Here is a 25,263-nt window from a genome sequence, read left to right as displayed (position 1 = left end):
AGGTCGTGCTCTCCCTGTCGATGCTCGCGGTGGCGTGGCTGACCACACCGGTGTGTGCCCAGGAGCAGATCAGGATCGGCGCAGCGCACTTTCCGCCGTACACCGTCAATCCCGAACGCGATACCGGCAGCGGCCTGCTGGCGCAGTTGATCCAGGCCTTGAACGCGCTTCAGGACACCTACCATTTCACGCTGGTGCCCACCTCCATACCGCGACGCTTTCGCGACTTCAACGAGGGTCGCATCGACATGGCGATCTTCGAAAACCCTGACTGGGGCTGGAAAGGCATCGACTTCGTCAAGGTCGATCTCGGCCTCGAAGATGCCGAAGTCTTCGTCACGCACAATATCGAAGGCCGCGGCCAGGGCTACTTCGACAGCCTGCAGGGCAAGCGCCTGGCGTTGTACAGCGGCTATCACTACGCCTTCGCCGGTTTCAATGCCGACGCCAGGTACCTGCAGCAAACATTCGGCGCCACCCTGACCTATTCCCACGACAGCAACCTGATGATGGTGCAGCGCGACCGCGCCGACGTGGCCTTGGTGACCCGTTCGTACCTGTACGACTTTCTGGCGCGCCACGAGGATTACCGAGGCCAGTTCCTGGCCTCCGAGCGTACCGACCAGACCTATCACCATTACGCACTGCTGCGTCCCCAGGCACCGATCAGTGGCGAGGCCTTTGCCCGTCTGTTGCAGCAACTGCACGAGAACGGTCAGTTGCAGGACATCTTCGGGCCTTACCAGATCGGTGTCAGCGCGGCCCATTCGCCCTAAATTCGCCCACGGTTTTCACGTCAACTGCAGTGAGATTGTCTCTTCCACTTCGTGAGCCCAAGACCATGCCTTCCGATACCGCAACCTGCGCGTTGTCCCTGCCGCGCTGGCGCAGCCTCAGCGCCGATGAAACCGACTGCCACCTGAGCCTGGTGCTCGAAGACACGCCATTGGTGCGCCTGCGTCTGGAGCGCGGTGATGACCTTGACGTGCACCTGCAATACACCTGCCCCGAGCGCCCACAGCAGGCGTTGTGGGCCGCGTGCTACTGGCTGTTTTCCCGCGATCCGGGGTGTCAGCGCCTGTGCTGGCATCTGGCGCAGGTGCCCGAGGCGGCACTGGCCAGCGGCCTGCTGGTGGCCGACGAACAGGCGGGGCGCTACCGCTGCGAACGCACGCTGTTCTGGCAGTTGCCGCAACCGTGGCTGGGCGAATCGCTGTCGGGCGTGTACCCGCAGCAGATGCAGATCAGTGCCGGCAAGCGTCATCCGCGCCGTGCGCCCAAGCCGCGGGGGGAAGTGTATCGGCGCTTCGATGCGCGGCTGGGGGCCTGGATCTCGTTGCGGACCCTGGAAATCGACCACGACCTGGAGCGCTTCAACCGTTGGCAGAACAACCCGCGGGTGCTGAGCTTCTGGCAGGAGGGCGGCAGCCTCGAACAGCACCGCGACTACCTGAGCAAGCTTGAGGCCGACCCGCACACACTGACCCTGATCGGCTGCTTCGACGACCAGCCGTTTGCCTACTTCGAAGCCTACTGGGCCAAGGAGGACCGGATTGCACCGTTCTATGCGGCCGACGACTACGACCGTGGCATTCACATGCTGGTAGGGGAGCAGACGCACCGCGGGCCGCACAAGGTGGCCAGCTGGCTGTCGGCGCTGGTGCACTACCTGTTCCTGGACGACCCGCGCACCCAGCGCGTGGTGGCCGAGCCTCGGGCCGACAATGCCAAGATGATCGGCTACATGCACGACCAGTGCTTTCACTGCGAGAAGGAATTCGACTTCCCGCACAAGCGTGCGGCGCTGATGATCCTGGGGCGCGAGCGCTTCTTCGAGCGCTGCAGGCTGGTGTAGGCCGGCACCCGATCCTGTAGGCGCCGGCGTTGCCGGCGAACCAGCACAAGGCGCTCGTGCTGCCGGACACCCGGCATCTGGCCTGGAGGGCGGATCGCCGGCAACGCCGGCTCCTACAGGGCAGCAGCGGCGCAGGGTGGCCCCTTCAGGCCACCTCACCCCGCGCCAGCGACACCTTGCGGCAATGCACCAGCGCATCGCGAATCATGAAGTTCACCAGGGTCGGCGACACGCCCAGCTCCTTGGCGATGTCCTTCTGCGGCACGCCATGCAGGCGGTACATCTCGAACGCATAGCGGGTGCGCTGCGGCAGCTCGCTCAGCGCATCGGCAATGTGCTCAAGCGTCGCGAAATTGATGTGCGTGGCTTCGGGCGAGGCACCATGGATGACCACATTCAGACCTTCCTCTTCGCTGCCGGAATACTTCAGCTCCATCGCCTGCTTGCGGTAATGGTCGATGGCCAGGTTGCGCACGATCTGGAACAGGTAGCTCAACTGCGCCTTGAACGACGAGGTGATCTGCGGGGCTGCACTGAGCCGGAAGAAAGCGTCCTGCACGACATCCTCGGCGCGTGAGCGACACCCGGTGATCCGGGCGGCAATTTTCACCAGAATGCTGCGATTGTCGACGAACGCTTGGAGTAACGGTGAATCGCACTTACTTGTGGACAGTTGTTCCGCCATGGAAATTTCACCTTGTTCTCGAAGAGGGAAGCGAAGCACTCCGCGAGGAGATGCTTCCTACGACGTGCGACAAGCTATTCTTAATGATAATTATTGTCAAATGCGAAAAGTAATACTTCAAGCTGTTTTTTGGTTCTAAGCACTACCCCGTGATCCGCTTCGAAAATCACCTGTCGCCGCGCCACAGTGGCGCCTAATTATTTCACCCGTTCATCCGTTCCCCTGTGTACATCCTCGGCCCCTGAAGGGCGTGTGCCGGTGCCCGAACACCCGGCTCCCTGCGCCCCGCGATGCCGATTTTCACGTACAGACACTGGCAGGAACTTTCCATGACGGACGCCTTCGAACTCCCGGTTACGCTGGTCCAGGCCCTCACCCAGCGTGCTGCGCTGACCCCTGAGCGGGTGGCCTTGCGCTTTCTCGCCGAAGACGCCCGCGACCAGGCCGTGCTCAGCTACCGTGACCTGCACCTGCGTGCATGCAGCATCGCCGCCGCATTGCAGGCGCGTGCGGTGCCGGGCGACCGCGCGATCCTGCTGTTCCCCAGTGGCCCGGACTACGTCGCCGCGTTCTTCGGCTGCCTGTATGCCGGGGTGATCGCCGTGCCGGCCTATCCGCCGGAATCCTCGCGCACCCACCACCAGGCCCGCCTGCTGTCGATCATCGAGGACGCCCAGCCGCGCCTGCTGCTGACCGTCGACAACCTGCACAACAGCCTGCTGGCCCTGGATGCACTCAAGGGCGAGGATGCGCCGCAGCTGCTCAGCGTCGATCACCTTGACGCCGGCCTGGGCGAGCAGTGGCAGGCCCCGTCGCTCAAGCCGGACGACATCGCCTTTCTGCAGTACACCTCCGGCTCCACCGCGCTGCCCAAGGGCGTGCAGGTCAGCCACGGCAACCTGGTGGCCAACGAAGTGCTGATCCGCCACGGCTTCGGCATCGACGTGAACCCCGACGATGTGATCGTCAGCTGGCTGCCGCTGTACCACGACATGGGCCTGATCGGCGGCCTGCTGCAACCGATCTTCAGCGGCGTGCCCTGCGTGCTGATGGCCCCGGCGTACTTCCTGGCGCGGCCGCAGCGCTGGCTGCAGGCGATCAGCGATTACCGCGGCACCATCAGCGGCGGGCCGGACTTCGCCTACCGCCTGTGCAACGAGCGCGTCAGCAGTGCGGCGCTGGCCAGCCTCGACCTGAGCTGCTGGCGCGTGGCCTATTCGGGCTCCGAGCCGATCCGCCAGGACAGCCTCGACAGCTTTGCCGAAAAATTCGCCGCGTGCGGTTTCGTGCCCTCGAGTTTCTTCGCCAGCTACGGCCTGGCCGAAGCCACCCTGTTCGTCAGTGGCAGCGTGCGCGGCGGCGGTATCCCCGCGCTGGCGCTGGACAGCGCGGCACTGGCGCACAACCGCGCCGAAGCAGGCGAGGGCAGCGTGCAGATGAGCTGCGGCTTCAGCCAGCCGCTGCACGCGGTGCAGGTCGTCGAACCGCACACCCTGGCCGTGCTGGGCGACAACCAGGTGGGCGAGATCTGGGCCGCCGGCCCGAGCATCGCCCACGGTTACTGGCGCAACCCCGAGGCCAGCGCAAAGACCTTCGTCGAGCACGGCGGGCGCACCTGGCTGCGCACCGGCGACCTGGGCTTCATGCGTGACGGCGAACTGTTCGTCACCGGGCGCCTGAAGGACATGCTCATCGTGCGCGGGCACAACCTCTACCCGCAGGACCTGGAAAAGACCCTGGAGCGCGAGGTCGACGTGCTGCGCAAGGGCCGCGTGGCGGTGTTCGCCGTCGACGACCAGGGCGAGGAGGGCATCGGCATCGCGGTGGAGATCAGCCGCAACGTGCAGAAGGTCATCGAGCCGGCGAACCTGATCCGCACCCTGCGCCAGGTCATCGCCGATGCCTGCCAGCAGGCACCGGCGGTGGTGCTGCTGCTCAACCCCGGTGCGTTGCCCAAGACCTCCAGCGGCAAGTTGCAGCGTTCGGCCTGCCGCCTGCGCCTGCACGATGACAGCCTGGACTGCTACGCCCGCTTCCCGGAGGCCCAGGCGCCTGCCGCACGCCACGCGGCGCCGAGCGGCGACGGGTTGCAGGCGCTGATCGCGCGGCTGTGGTGCGAGCAACTGAACGTGGCCGAGGTGGGCGACGACGATCACTTCTTCCTGCTCGGCGGCAACTCCATCGCCGCCACCCAGCTCACGGCGCGCCTGCGTGACGAGCTTGGGCTGGAACTGAGCCTGAGCCTGCTGTTCGAAGCGCCGACCCTGGCAGGCTTCACTGCCCAGGTGGCCCGCCTGCACATCGACGGCGGGGTGGCCCAGGGCGCCATCGCGCAATTGCCCCGGGAAGAGGCGCTGCCGCAGTCGCTGGCTCAGGCCCGGCTGTGGCTGCTGTGGCAACTGGAGCCTGGCAGTGCGGCCTACAACATCCCGGGTGGCCTGCGCCTGCGCGGCGAACTGGACGAGGCTGCGCTGCGCAGCAGCTTCCAGGCGCTGGTGGCCCGCCATGAAGCGCTGCGCACGGTGTTTGCCGACCACCACGGGCAACCGGTGCAGCGCGTGCTGGCGAACCTGGCGTTGCAGGTGCACAGCCTGGACCTGGGGCACGAAACCCCGGCCCGCGTTCAGCAGTTGCGCGAAGACGAGGCGCGCCAACCCTTCGACCTGGAGCGCGGGCCGCTGCTGCGGGTCACCCTGGTACGCCAGGACAACGAAACCCATCAGCTGTGGGTGACCCTGCACCACATCATCGCCGATGGCTGGTCGATGAACATTCTGCTGGGCGAATTCGCGCGCCTGTATGCCGCCGCCTGCCAGGGCCAGCAGGCGCGACTGAATGCATTGCCGGTGCATTACGCCGACTATGCCAGCTGGCAGCGCCAGTGGCTGGCCCAGGGGGCAAGTACCCGCCAGCTCGCCTACTGGAAGGCCTTGCTCGGCGATGCGCAGCCGGTGCTCGACCTGCCCACCGATCACCCGCGCTCGGTGCAGCAGCGCAACAGCGCCACGCGCCTGAGCCTGCGTCTTGAGCCGGCGCTGGGCACTGCACTGCGCCAGGTGGCCCAGGCCCACGATGCCAGCCTGTTCATGCTGTTGCTGGCGGCCTGGCAAACCCTTCTGCACCGCTACAGCGGCCAGCGCGACATCCGTGTCGGCGTGCCCAATGCCAACCGCCCGCGCCTGGAAACCCAGGGCCTGGTCGGCTTCTTCATCAACCCCCAGGTGCTGCGTGCCGAGCTTGACCCGCGCCAGCCCTTCAGTGCCTTGCTGGCCCAGGTGCGCCAGCGCACCCTTGAAGCCCAGGCCAACCAGGACCTGCCGTTCGAGCAGTTGGTCGAAGCCTTCCCCGAGGCCCGCGAGCAGGGCCTGTTCCAGGTCATGTTCAACCACCAGCAGCGCGACCTCGGCGCCTTGCGCCGCCTGCCGGGGCTGTTGGCCGACGAACTGGCGTGGCACAGCCGCGAGGCCAAGTTCGACCTGCAACTGCACAGCGAAGAAGACCACCAGGGCCGCATCAGCCTTTCCTTCGACTATGCCGACGAGCTGTTCGACGCTGCCAGCATCGAGCGCCTGGCCGCGCAACTGGTCAGCCTGCTGCAGCAGGTGAGCAGCGCGCCGCAGCTGCCGCTGGCCGAGCTGAACCTGCTCGACGCTCCGGGCCGCGCCCAACTGCTCGACTGGGGCCAGGCCCCGGCAGCGGCCCCCGGCCAGTGGCTGGTGGAGCAACTCAACGAACAGGCGCGCAGCACCCCGCAGCGCACCGCGCTGGTATGGGCCGGCGGCAGCCTGGACTACGCGAGCCTGCACACCCAGGCCAACCGCCTGGCCCATTACCTGCGCGACAAGGGCGTGGGCCCGGACGTGTGCGTGGCGATTGCCGCCGAGCGTTCGCCGCAGCTGCTGGTGGGCCTGCTGGCGATTCTCAAGGCCGGTGGTGCCTACGTGCCGCTGGACGTCGACTACCCGGCCGAGCGCCTGGCCTACATGCTCGCCGACTGCGGCGCAAGCCTGCTGCTCAGCCACAGCGAGGTGCTCGAACGCCTGCCCCAGGTCGAGGGCGTGAGTACCATCGCCATGGACACCCTGCACCTGGACAACTGGCCCAGCCAGGCGCCGGGCCTGCACCTGCACGGTGACAACCTGGCCTACGTGATCTACACCTCCGGCTCCACCGGCCAGCCCAAGGGCGTGGGCAACACCCATGCGGCCCTGGCCGAGCGCCTGCACTGGATGCAGGCCACCTATGCGCTGGACGAACACGACGTGCTGCTGCAAAAAGCCCCGATCAGCTTCGACGTGTCGGTGTGGGAATGCTTCTGGCCGCTGGCCCAGGGCTGCACGCTGGTGCTGGCCGGCCCCGGCGAGCACCGCGACCCGCAGCGCATCGCCGAACTGGTGCAGCAGCATGGCGTGACCACGCTGCACTTCGTGCCGCCGCTGTTGCAGGTGTTCGTGCAGGAGCCCCTGGCGGCCGCCTGTACCAGCCTGCGCCGGGTGTTCTCCGGCGGCGAGGGGTTGCCGGCGGCGCTGCGCGACCGTGTGCTGCAGGTACTGCCGCACGTGGCACTGCACAACCGCTATGGGCCGACCGAAACCGCGATCAACGTCACCCACTGGCACTGCCGCCGTGAAGACGGCCTGCGCTCGCCCATCGGCCGGCCCCTGGCCAACGTGCAGTGCCAGGTGCTCGATGAGGAGCTGGCGCTTTCGCCTGTGGGGGTGCCCGGTGAGCTGTGCCTGGGCGGTGCGGGCCTGGCCCGTGGCTACCTGGGCCGGCCGGGCCTCACCGCCGAACGCTTCGTGCCTGGCGCCGACGGCCAGCGCCTGTACCGCAGCGGCGACCGTGCGCGTTGGCTGACCGACCTGGGGGCACTGGAATACCTGGGGCGTATCGACCAGCAGGTCAAACTGCGCGGTTTTCGTGTAGAGCCCGAAGAGGTGCAGGCCTGCCTGCTGGCCCAGCCGGGCGTGGAGCAGGCCGTGGTGCTGGTACGCGACACGGCGGCCGGCCCGCAACTGGTCGGCTACTACACCCACGCGCACGACTGCGGCGAAGCATTGCTGAGCGCACTGGCGGCGCAATTGCCGCCCTACATGGTGCCCGCGCAACTGGTGCACCTGGCGCAGATGCCGCTGGGCCCCAGCGGCAAGCTCGACCGCAAGGCGCTGCCCGAGCCGAGCTGGCAGCAGCGCGTGCATGTTGCCCCGGTCACGCCGCTGCAACAGCAGATCGCCGCCATCTGGTGCGATGTGCTGGGCCTGGCGCGGGTCGGCCTGGACGATGACTTCTTCGCCCTCGGCGGGCACTCGCTGCTGGCCACCCAGATCATCGCCCGCACGCGCCAGGCCTGCGACGTCGAACTGCCACTGCGCACCCTGTTCGAAGCCAGCGCGCTGGGCGCCTTCGCCGCGCGCATCGAGGCCCTGCAACTGGCCGGGCAGCACAACCTGCAAGGCGAAATAACGCGCATCGACCGCAGCCAGCCGGTGCCGCTGTCGTACTCGCAGCAGCGCATGTGGTTCCTCTGGCAGATGGAGCCGGACAGCCCGGCCTACAACGTCGGCGGCATGGCACGCCTGCGCGGGGTGCTGGACGTCAGCCGCTTCGAACAGGCCCTGCAGGCGCTGATCGTGCGCCACGAGACCTTGCGCACCACCTTCCCGAGCATCGATGGCGTACCGTACCAGGCCGTTTCGCCCGACACCGGGCTGGTGATGAACTGGCTGGATTTTTCGGCCCACGACCAGGTGCAGCGCCAGCAGCGCCTGCAGGCCCTGGCCGACGAGCAGGCGCACCAGCCGTTCGACCTGGAGACCGGCCCGCTGCTGCGTGCCTGCCTGGTCAAGGCCGGCGAGCAGGAGCACTACTTCGTGCTCACCCTGCACCACATCGTCACCGAAGGCTGGGCCATGGACATCTTTGCCCGCGAGCTGGGCGAGCTGTACGAAGCGTTTCTGGACGACCGCGATTCGCCGCTCGAACCGCTGCCGGTGCAGTACCTGGACTACAGCGTGTGGCAGCGCCAGTGGCTGGAGGCCGGCGAGCGCCAGCGCCAGCTGGACTACTGGCGCGCACAGCTGGGCGATGAACACCCGGTGCTGGAATTGCCCGCCGATCGCCCGCGCCCGGCGGTGCAGAGCCACCGCGGCGAGCTGTACCGCTTCGACCTGAGCGATGAGCTGGCCGCCAGGGTGCGCGCCTTCAATGCCGAGCATGGCCTGACCCTGTTCATGACCATGACCGCCACCCTGGCGCTGCTGCTGTACCGCTACAGCGGGCAGACCGACCTGCGCATCGGCGCACCGGTGGCCAACCGCATCCGCCCGGAAAGCGAGGGGTTGATCGGCGCCTTCCTCAACACCCAGGTGCTGCGTTGCCAGCTGGACGGGCAGATGCGCGTGGCCGACCTGATCGAGCAGGTGCGCCAGACCGTGATCGACGGCCAGTCGCACCAGGACCTGCCGTTCGACCACCTGGTCGAAGCCTTGCAGCCACCGCGCAGCGCCGCCTACAACCCGCTGTTCCAGGTGATGTGCAACGTGCAGCGCTGGGAATTCCAGCAGAGCCGCCAACTGGCCGGCATGCAGGTGGAGTACCTGGTCAACGACGCCCGGGCGACCAAGTTCGACCTCAACCTGGAAGTCACCGACCTCGACCGTCGCCTGGGCTGCTGCCTGACCTACAGTTGCGACCTGTTCGACGCGCCGCGCATCGCGCGCATGGCGGCGCACTGGCAGCGGTTGCTCGACGCCTTGCTGGCCGACCCGCAGCAACGCCTGTGCGAACTGCCGCTGCTGGGCCAGGGCGAGCGCCAGGCCCTGTTCGACAACCTGGCCGGCGACCCCGCAGCGCCGGGCCTGAACCGCACCGTGCATGACCTGTTCAGTGCACAGGCCCAGCGCACCCCGGATGCACTGGCACTGACCTTTGCCGGCGAACACCTGAGCTACGCCCAGCTCGATGCCCGGGCCAACCGCCTGGCGCGGGTGCTGCGCGAACGTGGCGTGGGCCCGCAGGTGCGGGTGGGCCTGGCGCTGGAGCGTTCGGCGCAGCTGGTGATCGGCCTGCTGGCGATCCTCAAGGCCGGCGGCGCCTACGTGCCGCTGGACCCGGAATACCCCCTCGAACGCCTGCAGTACATGATCCAGGACAGCGGCATCGGCCTGCTGCTGGGCCAGCGCGCGCTGTTCGACAGGCTGGGCGAGCTGCCGCCCGGCGTGGCCCGCTGGTGCCTGGACGACGACGCGGCGGCGCTGCACGGCTACAGCGCCGAGGCCTTGCCGTCACTCAGCCTGCCGGGTCACCAGGCCTACCTGATCTACACCTCCGGCTCCACCGGCAAGCCCAAGGGCGTGGTGGTCAGCCATGGCGAGATCGCCATGCACTGCCTGGCGGTGATCGAGGCGTTCGGCATGCGCAGCGACGACTGCGAGCTGCACTTCTATTCGATCAACTTCGACGCGGCCACCGAGCGCCTGCTGGTGCCATTGCTCAGCGGCGCACGGGTGGTGCTGCGCGCCCAGGGGCAGTGGGGCGCCGAGGAAATCTGCACGCTGATCCGCCAGCAGCAGGTCAGCGTGCTGGGATTCACGCCGAGCTACGGCAGCCAGCTGGCGCAATGGCTGGCCAGCCGCGACGAACAGCTGCCGGTGCGTCTGTGCATCACCGGCGGCGAAGCCCTGACCGGCGAGCACCTGCAACGCATTCGCGAGGCGTTCAAGCCGGCGCAGTTCTTCAATGCCTACGGCCCCACCGAAACCGTGGTGATGCCGCTGGCCTGCCTGGCACCACCGGCCCTTGAAGCGGGCGCCGGCAGTGTGCCGATCGGCCGGGTGATCGGCGCCCGCGTGGCGTACATCCTCGATGCCGACCTGGCGCTGCTGCCGCAGGGCGCCATTGGCGAGCTGTACATCGGTGGCGCAGGCCTGGCCCAGGGCTACCATGATCGACCTGGGCTGAGCGCCGAACGCTTCGTCGCCGACCCTTTCAGCCAGCGGGGCGGGCGCCTGTACCGCACCGGCGACCTGGTGCGCCAGCGCGCCGACGGGCTGGTGGAGTACATGGGGCGTATCGACCATCAGGTGAAGATCCGCGGCTTCCGTATCGAACTGGGTGAGATCGAAAGCCGCCTGCTGGAACATGCCGACGTGCGCGAGGCCGTGGTGCTGGCGCTGGACATGCCCGGCGGCAAGCAACTGGCTGCCTACCTGGTGTGCGAGCAGGCACAGGCCGGCGCCGAACAGCAGGCGGCGCTGCGCGACAGCCTCAAGGCGCAACTGCGGGTGAACCTGCCCGACTACATGGTGCCCGCCCACCTGGTACTGCTGGATCAGATGCCGCTGACCGGCAACGGCAAGCTCGACCGTCACGCACTGCCGCTGCCGGACAGGGAGCAGGGCCGCGAGCACTACGAGGCGCCACGCAGCGAGGTGGAGCAGCAACTGGCCGCGATCTGGCGCGATGTGCTCAACGTCGAGCGCGTGGGCCTGCAGGACAACTTCTTCGAACTGGGCGGCGACTCGATCCTGTCGATCCAGGTGGTCAGCCGCGCCCGCCAGCTGGGCCTGCACTTCAGCGCCCGCGACCTGTTCCAGCAGCAGACCGTGCAGACCCTGGCCACGGTGGTCAGCCGCAGCCAGGCCACGCTGATCGAACAGGGCCCGCTCAGCGGCGCCGCAGCGCTCACGCCGATCCAGCACTGGTTCTTCGACAGCGACGTGGTGCAACCGCAGCACTGGAACCAGGCCGTGCTGCTGGCGCCTGCCGAACGCCTGGCCGGCGAAGCGCTGGAACAGGCCCTGCAGGCGCTGGTGGCGCATCACGATGCACTGCGCCTGCGCTTTTGCGAGGGCCGCGCCAGCTACGCCCCGGCCGATACGCGCGCACTGCTGTGGCAGGCCTCGGTGGCCGATCTGCAGGATTGCCAGGCCCTGTACAGCGATGTGCAGCGCAGCCTCGACCTCGCCGACGGCCCGCTGCTGCGTGCGCTGCTGGTGGAGGACGGGCAGGGCGCCCAGCGCCTGCTGCTGGCGATCCATCACCTGGTGGTGGATGGCGTGTCGTGGCGCGTGCTGCTCGAAGACCTGCAGGCGCTGTACCGTGGCCAGCCGCTGGCAGCCAAGACCAGCGCGATGAGCCACTGGGCCGCACGCCTGGCCACCTATGCCGGCAGCGACTCGCTGCGTGACGAGCAGCACTGGTGGCAGGCGCAGCTCAGTGCCGCCACCCGCGAGCTGCCGTGCGACCACCCCCAGGGTGCCAATCTGCACCGCCAGGCGCACACCGTCAGCGTGCAACTGAGCCAGGGGCAGACGCGCCAGTTGCTGCAGCAGGCCCCCGCGGCCTACCGCACCCAGGTCAACGACCTGTTGCTGACCGCGCTGGCCCGGGTGCTGTGCCGCTGGAGCGGCGATACCTCGGTGCTGGTGCAGCTCGAAGGGCATGGCCGCGAGACCCTGTTCGACGAGATCGACCTGAGCCGCAGCGTCGGCTGGTTCACCAGCGCCTACCCGCTGCGCCTGAGCCCGCTGAACATCGAGGAGGCCGCCGGGCAGGCGGCCTCGATCAAGGCGATCAAGGAGCAACTGCGCAGCGTGCCGCACAAGGGCCTGGGGTATGGGGTACTGCGCTACCTGGCCGATGACGCCACCCGCGAAGCCATGGCCGCGCTGCCCCAGGCGCGCATCACCTTCAACTACCTGGGCCAGTTCGACCAGCAGTTCGGCAGTGCGGCGCTGTATCAGCCGGTGGACGAACCCGCGGGCCTGGCCCACGACCTCGACGCACCGCTGCCCAACTGGCTGAGCGTCGACGGCCAGGTGTACGGCGGCCAGTTGCAGCTGCGCTGGACCTTCAGCCGCGAGCGCTTCGACACCCAGACCATCGAAGAGCTGGCCCGCGCCTACCTCGGCGAGCTGGCGAGCCTGATCGTCCATTGCCTGGATGACGCCAACGGCAGCTTCACGCCGTCGGACTTCCCGCTGGCGCGCCTGACCCAGGCACAGATCGACAGCCTGCCGGTGCCCGCCGCGCAGATCGAGGACGTGTACCCGCTGACCCCGATGCAGGAGGGCATGCTGCTGCACACCCTGCTCGAACCGGGCACGGGCATCTACTACATGCAGGACCGCTACCGCATCAACAGCGAGATCGACCCGCAGCGCTTCGCCCAGGCCTGGCAGGCGGTGGTGGCGCGGCACGAAGCCCTGCGCGCCTCGTTCTGCTGGAATGCCGGCGAAGGCATGCTGCAGATCATTCACAAGCCCGGCACCACGCCCATCGACTATCAGGACTGGAGCGCCGACCCGCAGGCCGATCACGAAGCACGCCTGCAGGCCCTGCACAAGCAGGAGCGCGAGGCCGGTTTCGAGCTGTTGCAGCAGGCGCCGTTCCACCTGCGCCTGATCCGCGTGGGCCAGGCGCAGTACTGGTTCATGATGAGCAACCACCACATCCTCATCGATGCCTGGTGCCGCTCGCTGCTGATGAACGACTTCTTCGAGCTCTACCTGGCCCTGGGCGAGGGCCGTGAGGCGCAGCTGGCGACGCCGCCGCGCTACCGCGACTACATCGGCTGGCTGCAGCACCAGAGCCTGGACGAGGCGCGCCAGTGGTGGCGGCAGAACCTGCAGGGCTTCGAGCGCACCACCTACCTTCCAAGCGACCGCCCGCTGCTGCGCGAGCACGCGGGCGATCACGGCGGCATGCAGGTGGGCGACTGCTACACGCGCCTGGCGGTGGAGGACGGGGTACGCCTGCGCGAGCTGGCCCAGGCCCATCAGCTGACCGTCAACACCTTCGCCCAGGCGGCCTGGGCGCTGGTGCTCAGCCGCTTCGGCGGCGAGCGTGACGTGGTGTTCGGCGTGACCGTGGCCGGGCGCCCGGTCAGCCTGCCGCAGATGCAGCACACCGTGGGCCTGTTCATCAACAGCATCGCACTGCGTGTCACCCTGCCGGCCCCCGGCGAGCGGTGTTCGGTGCGCCAGTGGCTGCAGGGCCTGCTGGAACGCAACATGGAGGTGCGCGAGTACGAGTACCTGCCGCTGGTCAACATCCAGGAATGCAGCGAACTGCCCAAGGGCCAGCCGCTGTTCGACAGCCTGTTCGTGTTCGAGAACGCCCCGGTCGAAGTGGCGGTGCTGGACCGCGCCCAGAGCCTGAATGCAACCTCCGACTCGGGCCGCACCCACACCAACTTCCCGCTCACGGCGGTGTGCTACCCCGGCGACGACCTGGGCCTGCACCTGTCGTTCGACCAGCGCTACTTCGACCGCGCCACCGTCGAACGCCTGCTGGGCGAATTCAAGCGCCTGCTGCTGGCGCTGATGGAGGGCTTGCACGGCGATGTGGCGCAGCTGGCACTACTGGGCGAGCAGGAACAGCGCTTCCTGCTGCAGGACTGCAACCGCAGCGAGCATGCCTATCCGCTGCAGCAGAGCTACGCGGCGTTGTTCGAGGCGAGGGTGGCGGCGCATCCCGATCGGGTGGTCGCACGCTGCCTCGAACAGCACTGCAGCTACGCCGAGCTGAACTGCCAGGCCAACCGCCTCGGGCATGCCCTGGTGGCGGCCGGGGTGCAGGTCGACCAGCCGGTGGCACTGCTGGCCGAGCGCGGGCTGGCGCTGCTGGGCATGATCGTCGGCAGCTTCAAGGCCGGCGCCGGCTACCTGCCGCTGGACCCGGGACTGCCCGGCGCGCGTCTGCAACGCATCGTCGAGCTCAGTTGCACCCCGGTGATCGTCTGCACCCGGGCCTGCCTGGCCCAGGCACAGGCCCTGCTCGACGAACTGGGGTGTGCCGGGCGGCCGCGCCTGCTGGTGTGGGAGGACATTCAGGCCGGCGACGGCAGCGAAGCCAACCCGGGCATCTACAGCGCGCCGGACAACCTCGCCTACGTGATCTACACCTCCGGCTCCACCGGCCTGCCCAAGGGCGTGATGGTCGAGCAGCGCGGCATGCTCAACAACCAGCTGAGCAAGGTGCCGTACCTGCAACTGGGCGAAGCGGACGTGATCGCGCAGACCGCCTCGCAGAGCTTCGATATCTCGGTGTGGCAGTTCCTTGCCGCGCCGCTGTTCGGCGCGCAGGTGGCGATCGTGCCCAATGCCATCGCGCACGATCCGCAAGGGCTGCTGGAGCATGTGCAGGCCGCCGGCATCACGGTGCTCGAAAGCGTGCCGTCGCTGATCCAGGGCATGCTGGCCAACGAGCGCCAGCACCTGAGCGGCCTGCGCTGGATGCTGCCCACCGGCGAGGCGATGCCGCCGGAGCTGGCCTGGCAGTGGCTGGAGCGCTACCCGCAGGTCGGCCTGGTGAATGCCTACGGCCCGGCCGAGTGCTCCGATGACGTGGCGTTCTTCCGCGTCGATGCGGCCTCCACCCAGGGCAGCTACCTGCCGATCGGCACGCCGACCGACAACAACCGCCTGTACCTGTTCGGTGAAGATCACGAGCTGGTGCCGCTGGGCGCGGTGGGCGAGCTGTGCGTGGCCGGCACCGGGGTAGGGCGCGGCTACGTGGGCGACCCGCTGCGCACGGCCCAGGCGTTCATCCCGCACCCGTTCGGCGCCCCCGGCGAGCGCCTGTACCGCACCGGCGACCTGGCACGCCGGCGTGCCGACGGGGTGCTGGAGTACGTGGGGCGCATCGATCACCAGGTGAAGATTCGCGGCTACCGCATCGAACTGGGCGAAATCGAGGCACGCCTGCATGAACAGGTCCAGGTGCGTGACGCGGCGGTGGGCGTGCAGGAGGGTGCAAACGGCAAGCACCTGGTCGGCTACCTGGTGGCGGCCGACAGCCGTGCCGACACGGCGCCATTGCTGGAACAGGTTCGCCAGCGCCTGCGCGCCGAACTGCCGGAGTACATGGTGCCGCTGCACTGGGCGTGGCTGGCCGAGTTGCCGCGCAACGCCAACGGCAAGCTCGACCGCAAGGCGCTGCCGGCCATCGAGTTCGGCCAGCAGCACAGCCAGGCCTATCTGGCGCCGCGCAGTGAACTGGAGCAGCAACTGGCTGACATCTGGGCCGATGTGCTCAAGGTCGAGCGGGTGGGGGTGCGCGACAACTTCTTCGAGTTGGGCGGGCATTCGCTGCTGGCCACCCAGATTGCTTCGCGGGTGCAGAAGGTGCTGCAACTGAACGTGCCGCTGCGGGCCATGTTCGAATGCAGCAGCGTGGAGGAACTGGCGATCTATGTGGAGGGCCTCGAGGCCACGGTGCTGAGCGACGACAAGGTCGACCGGCTGAGTGACCTGATGGCTTCGCTGGAGGCGTTGTAGGCAGCCGAGCGGGGCATTTTGGTTTAGCATCCATGCTTCGCTCATGCGCGCCAGCCTTCGGGCTGGCGCGCTGCTGTTCATCTGCACACGGTCGGTATCGATGCGCCTTTTCCCTGCTTTGTTTCGTGGTTGTTCCTGTCTGTCGCTACTGGCGGCCCTCTTGTTGCTGTGCCTGCCGGGCATCGCCAGCGCCGCCGAGGTCGATGGTGCGCGCATGGGCCTGCTGTGGGGCGTGCCGTTTGCCGGCATCCTGCTGAGCATCGCCTTGCTGCCCATCGTGGCCGCACCGCTGTGGCATCACCATTTCGGCAAGATCACCCTGGGCTGGACGCTGCTGTTCGCGCTGCCGTTCTGCTTTGCCTTCGGCTGGCACGCCAGCCTGGGGCTGGGCGTGCACGTACTGCTGGCCGAGTACCTGCCGTTCATCATCCTGCTGTTTGCGCTGTTCACCATTTCGGGCGGGATCGTGGTGGAGGGCAACCTGCATGGCTCGCCGTGGCTCAACACGCGGTTGCTGGCGCTGGGGGCGGTGCTGGCCTCGGTGATGGGCACCACGGGGGCGGCGATGCTGCTGATCCGCCCGCTGCTGCGTGCCAACGACAACCGCAAGCACACCGCGCACGTGGTGGTGTTCTTCATCTTTCTGGTGGCCAACGTCGGCGGCGGCCTGACCCCGTTGGGCGACCCGCCGTTGTTCCTGGGTTTTCTCAAGGGTGTGAGCTTTGCCTGGACCCTGCAGCACATGGCCTTGCCGGTGGTGCTGCTGGCGGTGCCGTTGCTGGGCGTGTTCTACCTGATAGACCGCTACTACTATCGCCGCGAAAACGAGATGCTGGCCGAAGACCCGACGCCGGATGCGCCGTTGCGCCTGCTGGGCAAGCGCAACTTCCTGCTGTTGGCGGGCGTGGTGCTGGCGGTATTGATGTCGGGCCTCTGGAAACCCGGGATTGGCGTCGAGCTGATGGGCACGCGGGTCGAGGTGCAGAACCTGTTGCGTGACGGCCTGCTGGTGGTACTGGCCTTGCTGTCGTTGTGGTTCACCCCGCGCGGCCTGCGGGTTGCCAACGAGTTCGACTGGGGGCCGATCGTCGAGGTGGCCAAGTTGTTTGCGGGCATCTTTCTCACCATTGCCCCGGTGATTGCGATATTGCGGGCCGGCAGTGACGGCCAGTTGGCGTGGTTGGTGGCGAGCGTGAGTGGTGCGCAGGGCGAGCCGATCGACAGCATGTACTTCTGGTTGAGCGGGACCTTGTCGAGCTTCCTGGACAATGCGCCGACCTATTTGTTGTTCTTCAACATGGCGGCTGGGGATGCGCAGGTGTTGATGGAGCGCATGCCGCAGACCTTGCTGGCGATCTCCATGGGCTCGGTGTTCATGGGGGCGATGACCTACATTGGCAACGCGCCGAACTTCATGGTCAAGGCGATAGCCGAGCAGCGCGGGGTGAAGATGCCGAGCTTCTTCGGGTACATGGCGTGGTCGTGTGCGGTGCTGTTGCCGTTGCTGGTGGTGTTGACGCTGGTGATGCTGTAGCGCCACCCCAACCCCCAAAGGCCATGATGGCCCTACTGCGATCTTCGGCCGAACAAACAAGGCTGACAACACCGATCCTGCAGGCCATGGCACGTTGCAGCAAATGTGGGAGCGGGCTTGACCCGCGATGCGCCGCGCGGGCGGCGCTCGATCCTGAGGGCGCTGCAAAGGTGTCGACTGGCCCATGGTGGCCCTACTGCGATCTTCGGCCGAACAAACAAGGCTGACAACACCGATCCTGCAGGCCATGGCCTGTGGGATTTGCATCGCCAGCCCTGGTGCCCGGCTTCAGATATCTGTTGGCGTGGTGAGTCTCAGCGCTTGCCCAGTATCTTCCCCAACATCTCTGGCCGCGGCGCACCCTGCTGGGTCTGCAACTGCCCCTTGTCATCCAGGTAGAAGATCGCCGGCGTAGCCGACAATCCCAGCTCCTCCATCAGCGCCAGGTTCGCATCCAGCTTGGCCTGCACCTGCGCCGGAATCTTCGCCAGCGGCTTGAGGGTGCTGGCCTTGCCCGCGCTTTCATGGGCCTGCAAGGCCTTCTGCGGGTCGGCGCTGGCCAGCAACGCGGCCGACTTGGCCGGGCTGTCGGCGCGGATGATGCCGACCATGATGTGGCGCAATTGCACCTTGCCCGAGTCCACCCACGGCCGTGCCTGCTGCCAGAACATGTTGCAGTACGGGCAGTTGGGGTCGCTGAACAGGTACACCACCCGCGGTGCATCGGCCTTGCCATCGGCAATCCACGCGGTCTTGTCGAGCTTGGCCCACACCTGCTTGGCCATGGGTGCATACACCAGCTTCTCCAGCGGCGCCTCGCTCAGGTCCTGGCCCTGTTCGTCGAACAGGCTGCCAACCAGCACGTGCTTGCCGTCCGGGGTCAGGTACAGGGCCACGCCACGGTTCTGGAACTGCGCGGCATAGCCTTTCAGGCCATTGGGCGCATCGAAGCTGCCGGTGACCTTGGCGCCCTTGGCCTCGATCTGCTGCACGGCCTTGGGCAATTCTTCGGCGACGGCCAGTTGGGTGGCGAACATGCCCAGGGCGAGGGTAATGGCGGAAACTTTCATGGTGTCGTCCTTGCTGGAACGGTGGGAGCGAGCGCGGTATCGCGGTCGAAGGATTCGAGGGCATGGCGCAGGCTGGCACGGGACAGCTCCCCCAGGTGGCTGCCCACCAGGCGCCCCTCGGCGTCGTAGAACAGGGTGGTGGGCAGCGCCATGGAGCCGACCTGCTGGGCCAGCTGGCCACCGGTATCGAACAGTACATGGGACAGGTTCAGGCCGGTGGTGGCCAGGAAGTTGGTGACGATCTGCGGGGTTTCGCCCTGGTTGACGAACAGGAAGGTCACGTCCGGATAATCATGCTGGGCCTGTTGCAGCACCGGCATCTCGCGCCGGCACGGCGGGCACCAGGTGGCCCACAGGTTGATCACCAACGGCCGGCCGCGGTGGCTGTGCAGCGCCACCGAATGGCCCTGGGCATCGCGCAGGGCCAGGTCCGGCAGTTGCGTGCCCTGTTCGTAGAGGTGGCTGGCCCAGCTGGCCAGCAACCAGAACAGCGCGCCGCTGAACAGGCCCCAGCCCAGTGGCCGGCGCAGGCTCGCCTGGCGCCAGGCGTACCAGGCCGCCCCCAGCAGCACCGCCACCAGGCCGGCCCAGGGCAAAAAGCCGCCATCGCGGATGTCGATGATCTGCACCGGGTCTTCGGCATACATCGACCAGTAGCGCGCCACGAACCCCAGCCGGGCGCACAGCAGGCCGAGCAGGAACAGGCGAAACAGTGCGGCCTCGGGGTTGTCGCCGCCGCGCCTGGCCACCCGCCAGCCCACCAGCGTGGCCAGGCCCAGGGCGCAGAGCAGCAGCAGGTGGTCGAGGGCGATGGTCAGGGGGCCCAGGTTAACGGTCAGCATCAGCCTTGGCTCCGGGTGGCGGTCCAGTGTTGCAGGAAGGTGGCGGCGTTGACTTCACCGGTGATGCGCCTGGCCCGGCGCTCGTCACCCTCGGGGCCGATCCACAGCATGCTCGGCGGGCCGGGCACCTGGTAGCGCTGCAGCAACTGCTGGCTGGCCGGGGCATCGGCGGTCACGTCCAGGCGTACCAGGCGCACGCCTTCCAGCGCGGCGAGCACTTCGGGGCGGGCGAACACCTGTTTTTCCATGACCTTGCACGACACGCACCAGTCGGCGTAGTAATCCAGGAACACCCACTGCCCCTGGGCCTTGGCGGCGTCCAGCTGCGCCTGCAGCTCGGCCGGGGTGCGCACCGTGGTGAAGGCGTCGGCGTGGGGCGCAGCCACGGCATTGCCGGTGCCACCGGCATAGGGTTGCAGGGGCTGCAGCAGGTTGCTCGCGCCACCGGCCGCGCCCACCACCAGCAAGGCGCCCCACAGGCCCGCCAGCAGCACGGCCGGTTGCAGGGCGCGCAGGGTGTGGACCGCGGGCCAGGCGCCCCAGGCCAGCGCGATCAGCCAGGCCCCGCACAGGCCCAGCCACAGCGCAGGGTCGAGCACCGCGCGCAGGGTGTACAGCGCCATGCCCAGGAACACGAAGCCGAACACCGCCTTGACCCGGTTCATCCAGGCCCCCGGACGTGGCAGGTAGCGGTTGCCCACGGTCACCAGCAGCAACAGCGGCAGGCCCATGCCCAGCCCCAGGCTGAACAGCACCAGCGCCCCATGCACGGCATTGCCGCTCTGCGCGATGTACAGCAGCGCGCCGGCCAGCGGGGCGGTCATGCACGGCCCCATCAGCAGGCCCGACAAGGCCCCCAGCAGTACCGCGCCATACAGATTGCCGCCACGGGTGTTGCGGCCTGCGCGCTCCAGGCGGTCGCGCACGAAGGTGGGCAGCTGCAGCTCGAAGGCGCCGAACATCGGCAGGGCCAGCAGCACGAACAGCGCGGCCAGGCTGCCCAGCAGCCAAGGCTGCTGCAGCCATGCCTGCAGGCTGGCGCCAAGCAGTGCGGCGACCACGCCCAGGGCGGCATACACCAGCGCCATGCTCAGCACGTAGGCGCCTGCCAGCACCAGCCCGCGGCGGGTGCTGGCGCCGTTGCCCATCACCAGCCCGGCCAGGATCGGCAGCATCGGCAACGAACAGGGGGTAAAGGCCAGCAGCAGTCCCAGGCCGAAGAAGGCCAGCAGGCTCCAGGCCAGCGGGTGTTCGCCGAGGCTGCCGGCCAGGGCCTGGTCGCTGGCCTGCTCGGCGCCTGCGGCCTGCCCGCCCAGGTCGACCGGGCTGGTTTGGGGCGGGTAGCACAGCCCCGCGTCGGCACAGCCCTGCCAGCCCATGCGCAACTGGCCGGTGGCGTTGGCCGGTATCAGCAGCTCGAGTTCGCCGCGGTACACCTGGGTTTCGCCGAAGTACTCGTCGCTGTGGGGCAGGGCCGGCGGCAATGGTGGTACCGCCTCGGGGGCCAGGCCATCGAACTTCAGACGCTTCTGGTACAGGTAGTAGCCGTCGCTGATCTGCCAGTGCAGGCGCATCTGCCCCGAGGGCAGGCGCTCGCTGCTGAACACGAAGGCCTTTTCCACGGGCAGGAATTCGCTCTGGGCAAAAGGGTTGTTGAAGGGCTGGGCCTGGCTCAGCGAACTGAACAGCCACAGCAGGGCTAGCAGAAATACGCGCATGTCGACGCCTTGGCAGTGCGATAAGCCCGCAAGACTGACCGGCATGGATTAACCCAGGGTTAACCGATGGGCAGCCGTCGCCTCGCAGGCGACGTGAGCGCCTGGGCGCGGCATAATCCCCGGTTAATCCGCCTGTGGCCCACTGGGCCTTTCTGCCAACGACCGAGCCCGCCCCATGCACGTACTGCTCTGTGAAGACGATGACCTGATCGCCAGCGGCATCATTGCCGGCCTGAGTGCCCAGGGCCTGACCGTCGACCGCGTGGCCAGCGCCAGTGCGGCGCGGGCGATGCTGCAGGCCGCGCATTTCGACGTGATGGTGCTGGACCTGGGGCTGCCCGACGAAGACGGCCTCAAGCTGCTGCAACGCCTGCGCCAGCAGGGCCACAGCCTGCCGGTGCTGATCCTGACCGCGCGCGATGCGGTCACCGACCGGGTCGACGGGCTGCAGGCCGGCGCCGACGACTACCTGCTCAAACCCTTCGATCTGCGCGAGCTGGCCGCGCGCCTGCACACCCTGCTGCGCCGCGTGGCCGGGCGCTGTGTCAACGTCATCGAACACGGCCCGCTGAGCTTCGACCCCTCCAGCTGCGAAGCGCACCTGGCCGGTCAGCCGGTGGACCTGTCGCGCCGCGAACAGGCGCTGCTCCAGGCCCTGCTGCAGAACCGCGGCCGGGTGTTGTCCAGCGAGCAGCTCAAGGACAGCGTCTACGGCTTTGGCGACGAGGTCGAAAGCAATGCTCTGAACGTGCACATCCATCACCTGCGCCGCAAGCTGGGCAACGGCATCGTCGAGACCGTGCGTGGCCTGGGTTATCGCCTGGGGCCGGCCCAGGTGCCGCAGGCGTTGCAACGATGAGCCTGCGCCTGCGCCTGAGCCTGATTCTGGGCACTGCCTTCATCCTGATCTGGGCCCTGGCCGCGACGTGGATGCTGTGCGACCTGCGTCAGCAGATGATGTTCTCCCTCGACCAGCGCCTGGTGGCGTCGGCGCGCATGGTCGCCGGCCTGATCGACCAGTTGCCGCAGCCGCTGACCAGCAAGGGCGAGGGCACGCGCCTGAGCACCGACCAGTTCAGCATCCCCGACGGCATGGCCTGCCAGGTCAGCTCGCTGCGCGGCGAGATCCTGGCGCGCAGCCACAACCATGCCGACCAGACCCTCGACGATCAGCGCAGCGGCTTTCACGACCAGATGATCGATGGCGCACTGTGGCGCAGCTTCACCTATGCACGCGGCGATGTGCGCATCACCACTGCCGACCGGCACCTGGAGCGCGAGGCGCTGAACCGCTCGATCCTGCTGGCGGCCTCGGCACCCGTGCTGGTGGCGTTGCTGGGCAGCCTCGGGCTGCTGTGGCTGGGGGTGGGCAAGGGCCTGGCGCCGCTCAACCGCATGCGCGACGCGCTGCGCAGGCGCAGCCCCGACTCGCTGGAGCCGTTGCAGGTGCGTGCCCTGCCCAGCGAATTGCAGCCGTTGCTCGAAACCCAGAACCAGCTGTTCCAGCGCATCGGCCAGACCATCGAGCGCGAACGGCGCCTGACCGGCGATGCCGCGCATGAACTGCGCAGCCCGCTGACGGCGATCAAGACCCACCTGCAAGTGGCCCGCATGACCGATGGCAAGGTGCGCGAGCAGGCCCTGGAACATGCCGAGCAGGGCGCCGATCGCCTGCACCGTACCCTGGAGCAGCTGCTGTTGCTGGCGCGGGTGGAGGGCAGCCTGTCGTTCGATGATGGCGTGCAGTACAGCGCCGAGCAGATCGCCCGCCAGGCCATCCAGGATGCGGGCCTGGGCGACAACCGGCGCATCGTGCTGCAGGCTGCGGCGCCGGCGGCCCAGGTGTTTCCCGACATGCCCGCGGCGCTGGCGGTGGCGGCCTTGCGCAACCTGCTGGACAACGCCCTGCGCCACAGCGCCGCCGACGCGCCGGTGGAGCTGCATGTTCAGGTCGAGGCGAACACCGTGGGCTTTCTGGTACGCGACCATGGGCCGGGCATCGATGCACAGAACCTGCAGCATGTGACCCAGCGTTTCTGGCGCAATGGCCACAGCGAAGGCTGTGGCCTGGGCCTGGCGATCGTGCAGGCGATCGTGCAGCGCTGCGCCTGCTCGCTGACGTTCGACAGCCACGCCGACGGCTTGCGCGTGTTGCTGCAGATGCCGTTGCGTGCACATCAAATGTAACCCCGCCGGCCTCGTCAGGCGCCGGTCGCCCCCGTAAGGTGTGGACCGCACAGCACCAGGGAGCACTCATGGACGAACGGATTCGCATTGCCAGGGCCCGGCCGGCCGAGGCCGCGCTGATCGAGCGGCTGATGCAGCAGAGCATCGCCACCACAGCCGACCAGGACCATCACGGCGACCTGCAGGTGATCGACGCCTGGTCGCGCAGCAAGCAGCGTGCGCAGATCACCGACTGGCTGGGCGACCCGGCCCTGTACCTGAACCTGGGGCGCTGGCAGGGTCGCCCGGTGGCTACCGCGCTGGCCTTGCGCAGCGGCGAGATCTGCCAGTGCTTCGTGCAGCGCGACTACACCGGGCATGGCATCGGTCGGGCACTGGTGCTGGACCTGGAACACGCCTTGCGCCGCTGGGGCTGTACCCATGCATCGCTGTACAGCACCGGCTCGGCCCAGGATTTTTTCGCACGCCTGGGTTATTCGCCCAGCGGTGAGGCGCTGGGATTTCATGGCCTGCACCTGCAACTGATGCACAAAACCTTCTAGAAGACCGCCCCGCGCGCTAAATCCGCAGGGCGTTGATGCGTCTTTCAAGCGAGTACACATCCCGACACAACGCTGGCCATCGGCGCGTGGTGGGACCATCCGCTTGCTTGCGAGGGTTACTTCCGATGTCAGTCGCTACCTGCCTTGCCCAGGCACAGCCGGCTTCTTCAGCCGACGAGCCTGGCGAAACGCTTTATCACTTCGAAGATTCGCCGCTGCTGACGCGACAGAAGCAGCAGGAGTCCAATGCACGCAGTTACCCGCGGCGCATTCCGCTGGCGCTCAAGCGTGCCCAGGGGCTTTACGTCGAAGACGTCGAGGGCCGCCAGTTCATCGACTGCCTGGCCGGCGCCGGCACCCTGGCCCTGGGCCACAACCACCCGGTGGTGATCGAGGCGATCCAGCAGGTGCTGGCCGACGGCCTGCCGCTGCATACCCTGGACCTGACCACGCCGGTCAAGGACCAGTTCGTGCAGGACCTGTTCGGCCTGCTGCCACCGGCCTTCAGCGCCCAGGCCCGGATCCAGTTCTGCGGGCCGACCGGCACCGATGCGGTGGAGGCCGCGCTCAAGCTGGTACGCACTGCCACCGGGCGCAGCACGGTGCTGTCGTTCCAGGGCGGCTACCACGGCATGAGCCTGGGCGCGCTGAGCCTGATGGGCAGCCTGGGGCCTAAGAAACCGATGGGCGCACTGCTGGGCAACGGCGTTCAGTTCCTGCCATACCCCTACGACTACCGCTGCCCGTTCGGGCTGGGCGGCGAGCAGGGCGTGCAGGTCAACCTGCGCTACCTGGAAAACCTGCTGAGCGACCCCGAAGGCGGCGTGCAGTTGCCGGCGGCGGTGATCGTCGAGGTGGTGCAGGGCGAGGGCGGCATGATCCCGGCCGACCTCGACTGGCTGCGCGGCGTGCGGCGCATCACCGAGCAGGCGGGCGTGGCGCTGATCGTCGACGAGATCCAGAGCGGCTTTGCCCGTACCGGCAGGATGTTCGCCTTCGAGCACGCCGGCATCGTGCCGGACGTGGTGGTGCTGTCCAAGGCCATCGGCGGCAGCCTGCCGCTGGCAGTGGTGGTGTACCGCGACTGGCTCGACACCTGGCTGCCGGGTGCCCACGCCGGCACCTTCCGTGGCAACCAGATGGCCATGGCTGCAGGCTCGGCGGTGATGCGTTATCTCAAGGAACACGACGTGGCTGCCCACGCCGAGGCCATGGGCGCACGGCTGTGCGAGCACCTGGCGGTGCTGCAGCGTGACTTCCCGCACCTGGGCGACATTCGCGGTCGCGGGCTGATGCTCGGCGTCGAGGTGGTGGACCCGCAAGGGGCCGCCGATGCGCTGGGGCATGCGCCGGGGTTCGGCAAGCTGGCCTCGCTGATCCAGAACGAATGCCTCAAGCGCGGGCTGATCATCGAACTGGGTGGGCGCAACGGTTGCGTGGTGCGCTTTCTGCCGCCGCTGATCATTACCGCAGCGCAGGTGGACGACGTGGCCGAGCGCTTCGCCCGCGCCTTGCCGGCGGCCCTGCAGCGTCTGTAAGGCGCGCGGGTG

General features: G+C 67.9%; 12 protein-coding genes. 8 read left to right on the top strand and 4 right to left on the bottom strand.

Annotated features, from left to right (window positions below; translation table 11 throughout):
* The first annotated feature begins 20 nt into the window (after positions 1 to 20).
* Complete coding sequence (locus tag QMX96_RS18415) at positions 21 to 776, top strand: transporter substrate-binding domain-containing protein (RefSeq protein ID WP_282362193.1); 756 nt, start codon at positions 21 to 23, stop codon at positions 774 to 776.
* Positions 777 to 841: 65 nt separating this feature from the next.
* Positions 842 to 1,855: a GNAT family N-acetyltransferase gene (locus tag QMX96_RS18410; protein WP_104572911.1), complete on the top strand. Its 1,014-nt coding sequence runs from the start codon at positions 842 to 844 to the stop codon at positions 1,853 to 1,855.
* A gap of 145 nt (positions 1,856 to 2,000) precedes the next feature.
* On the opposite strand, the gene QMX96_RS18405 is transcribed toward QMX96_RS18410, so the two are convergent.
* Entirely contained in the window at positions 2,001 to 2,540 is a 540-nt protein-coding gene (locus tag QMX96_RS18405) for an RNA polymerase factor sigma-70 (RefSeq protein WP_043862395.1), read from the bottom strand.
* Between the two features lie 329 nt (positions 2,541 to 2,869).
* Here QMX96_RS18405 and QMX96_RS18400 point away from each other — a divergent pair, with 329 nt between their 5' ends.
* Together QMX96_RS18400 and QMX96_RS18395 are read left to right on the top strand one after the other, a co-directional pair.
* Positions 2,870 to 15,820 carry a non-ribosomal peptide synthetase gene (locus QMX96_RS18400; RefSeq protein ID WP_282362191.1) on the top strand — a complete coding sequence of 4,317 codons (12,951 nt, stop codon included), beginning with the start codon at positions 2,870 to 2,872 and terminating at the stop codon, positions 15,818 to 15,820.
* Between the two features lie 160 nt (positions 15,821 to 15,980).
* Positions 15,981 to 17,354, top strand: coding sequence for a sodium:proton antiporter (locus QMX96_RS18395; RefSeq protein WP_229590412.1), 1,374 nt, complete (start codon positions 15,981 to 15,983; stop codon positions 17,352 to 17,354).
* Between the two features lie 314 nt (positions 17,355 to 17,668).
* Here the strand turns inward: QMX96_RS18395 and dsbG are convergent, their stop codons facing one another.
* The 3 genes from dsbG to dsbD are packed head-to-tail and all read right to left on the bottom strand — an operon-like array spanning position 17,669 to position 20,984.
* A complete protein-coding gene (dsbG, locus tag QMX96_RS18390; RefSeq protein WP_043862397.1) occupies positions 17,669 to 18,424 on the bottom strand; it encodes a thiol:disulfide interchange protein DsbG in 756 nt (251 codons plus the stop codon).
* Complete coding sequence (locus QMX96_RS18385; RefSeq protein ID WP_043862398.1) at positions 18,421 to 19,266, bottom strand: TlpA disulfide reductase family protein; 846 nt, start codon at positions 19,264 to 19,266, stop codon at positions 18,421 to 18,423. The genes dsbG and QMX96_RS18385 overlap by 4 nt, the downstream gene beginning before the upstream one ends.
* Entirely contained in the window at positions 19,266 to 20,984 is a 1,719-nt protein-coding gene (gene dsbD, locus QMX96_RS18380) for a protein-disulfide reductase DsbD (protein ID WP_043862399.1), read from the bottom strand. The genes QMX96_RS18385 and dsbD overlap by 1 nt, the downstream gene beginning before the upstream one ends.
* A gap of 175 nt (positions 20,985 to 21,159) precedes the next feature.
* Between dsbD and QMX96_RS18375 the strand changes: the two genes are divergently transcribed.
* From QMX96_RS18375 to QMX96_RS18360, 4 genes are all read left to right on the top strand, one after another.
* Positions 21,160 to 21,843 carry a response regulator gene (locus QMX96_RS18375; protein WP_043862400.1) on the top strand — a complete coding sequence of 228 codons (684 nt, stop codon included), beginning with the start codon at positions 21,160 to 21,162 and terminating at the stop codon, positions 21,841 to 21,843.
* Positions 21,840 to 23,171, top strand: a complete 1,332-nt coding sequence (locus QMX96_RS18370) for an ATP-binding protein (RefSeq protein ID WP_043862401.1) — start codon at positions 21,840 to 21,842, stop codon at positions 23,169 to 23,171. The genes QMX96_RS18375 and QMX96_RS18370 overlap by 4 nt, the downstream gene beginning before the upstream one ends.
* Before the next feature lie 68 nt (positions 23,172 to 23,239).
* Positions 23,240 to 23,713, top strand: coding sequence for a GNAT family N-acetyltransferase (locus tag QMX96_RS18365; RefSeq protein ID WP_282362190.1), 474 nt, complete (start codon positions 23,240 to 23,242; stop codon positions 23,711 to 23,713).
* Positions 23,714 to 23,838: 125 nt separating this feature from the next.
* On the top strand, positions 23,839 to 25,251 hold the full coding sequence (locus QMX96_RS18360) for an aspartate aminotransferase family protein (RefSeq protein WP_054915569.1): 1,413 nt from the start codon (positions 23,839 to 23,841) through the stop codon (positions 25,249 to 25,251).
* Positions 25,252 to 25,263: the final 12 nt, after the last annotated feature.

This window comes from Pseudomonas sp. PS01300 (assembly GCF_029960155.1).
Classification (GTDB): Bacteria; Pseudomonadota; Gammaproteobacteria; order Pseudomonadales; family Pseudomonadaceae; genus Aquipseudomonas; species Aquipseudomonas palmensis.
This window is presented reverse-complemented; position numbering and strand designations above follow the sequence as displayed.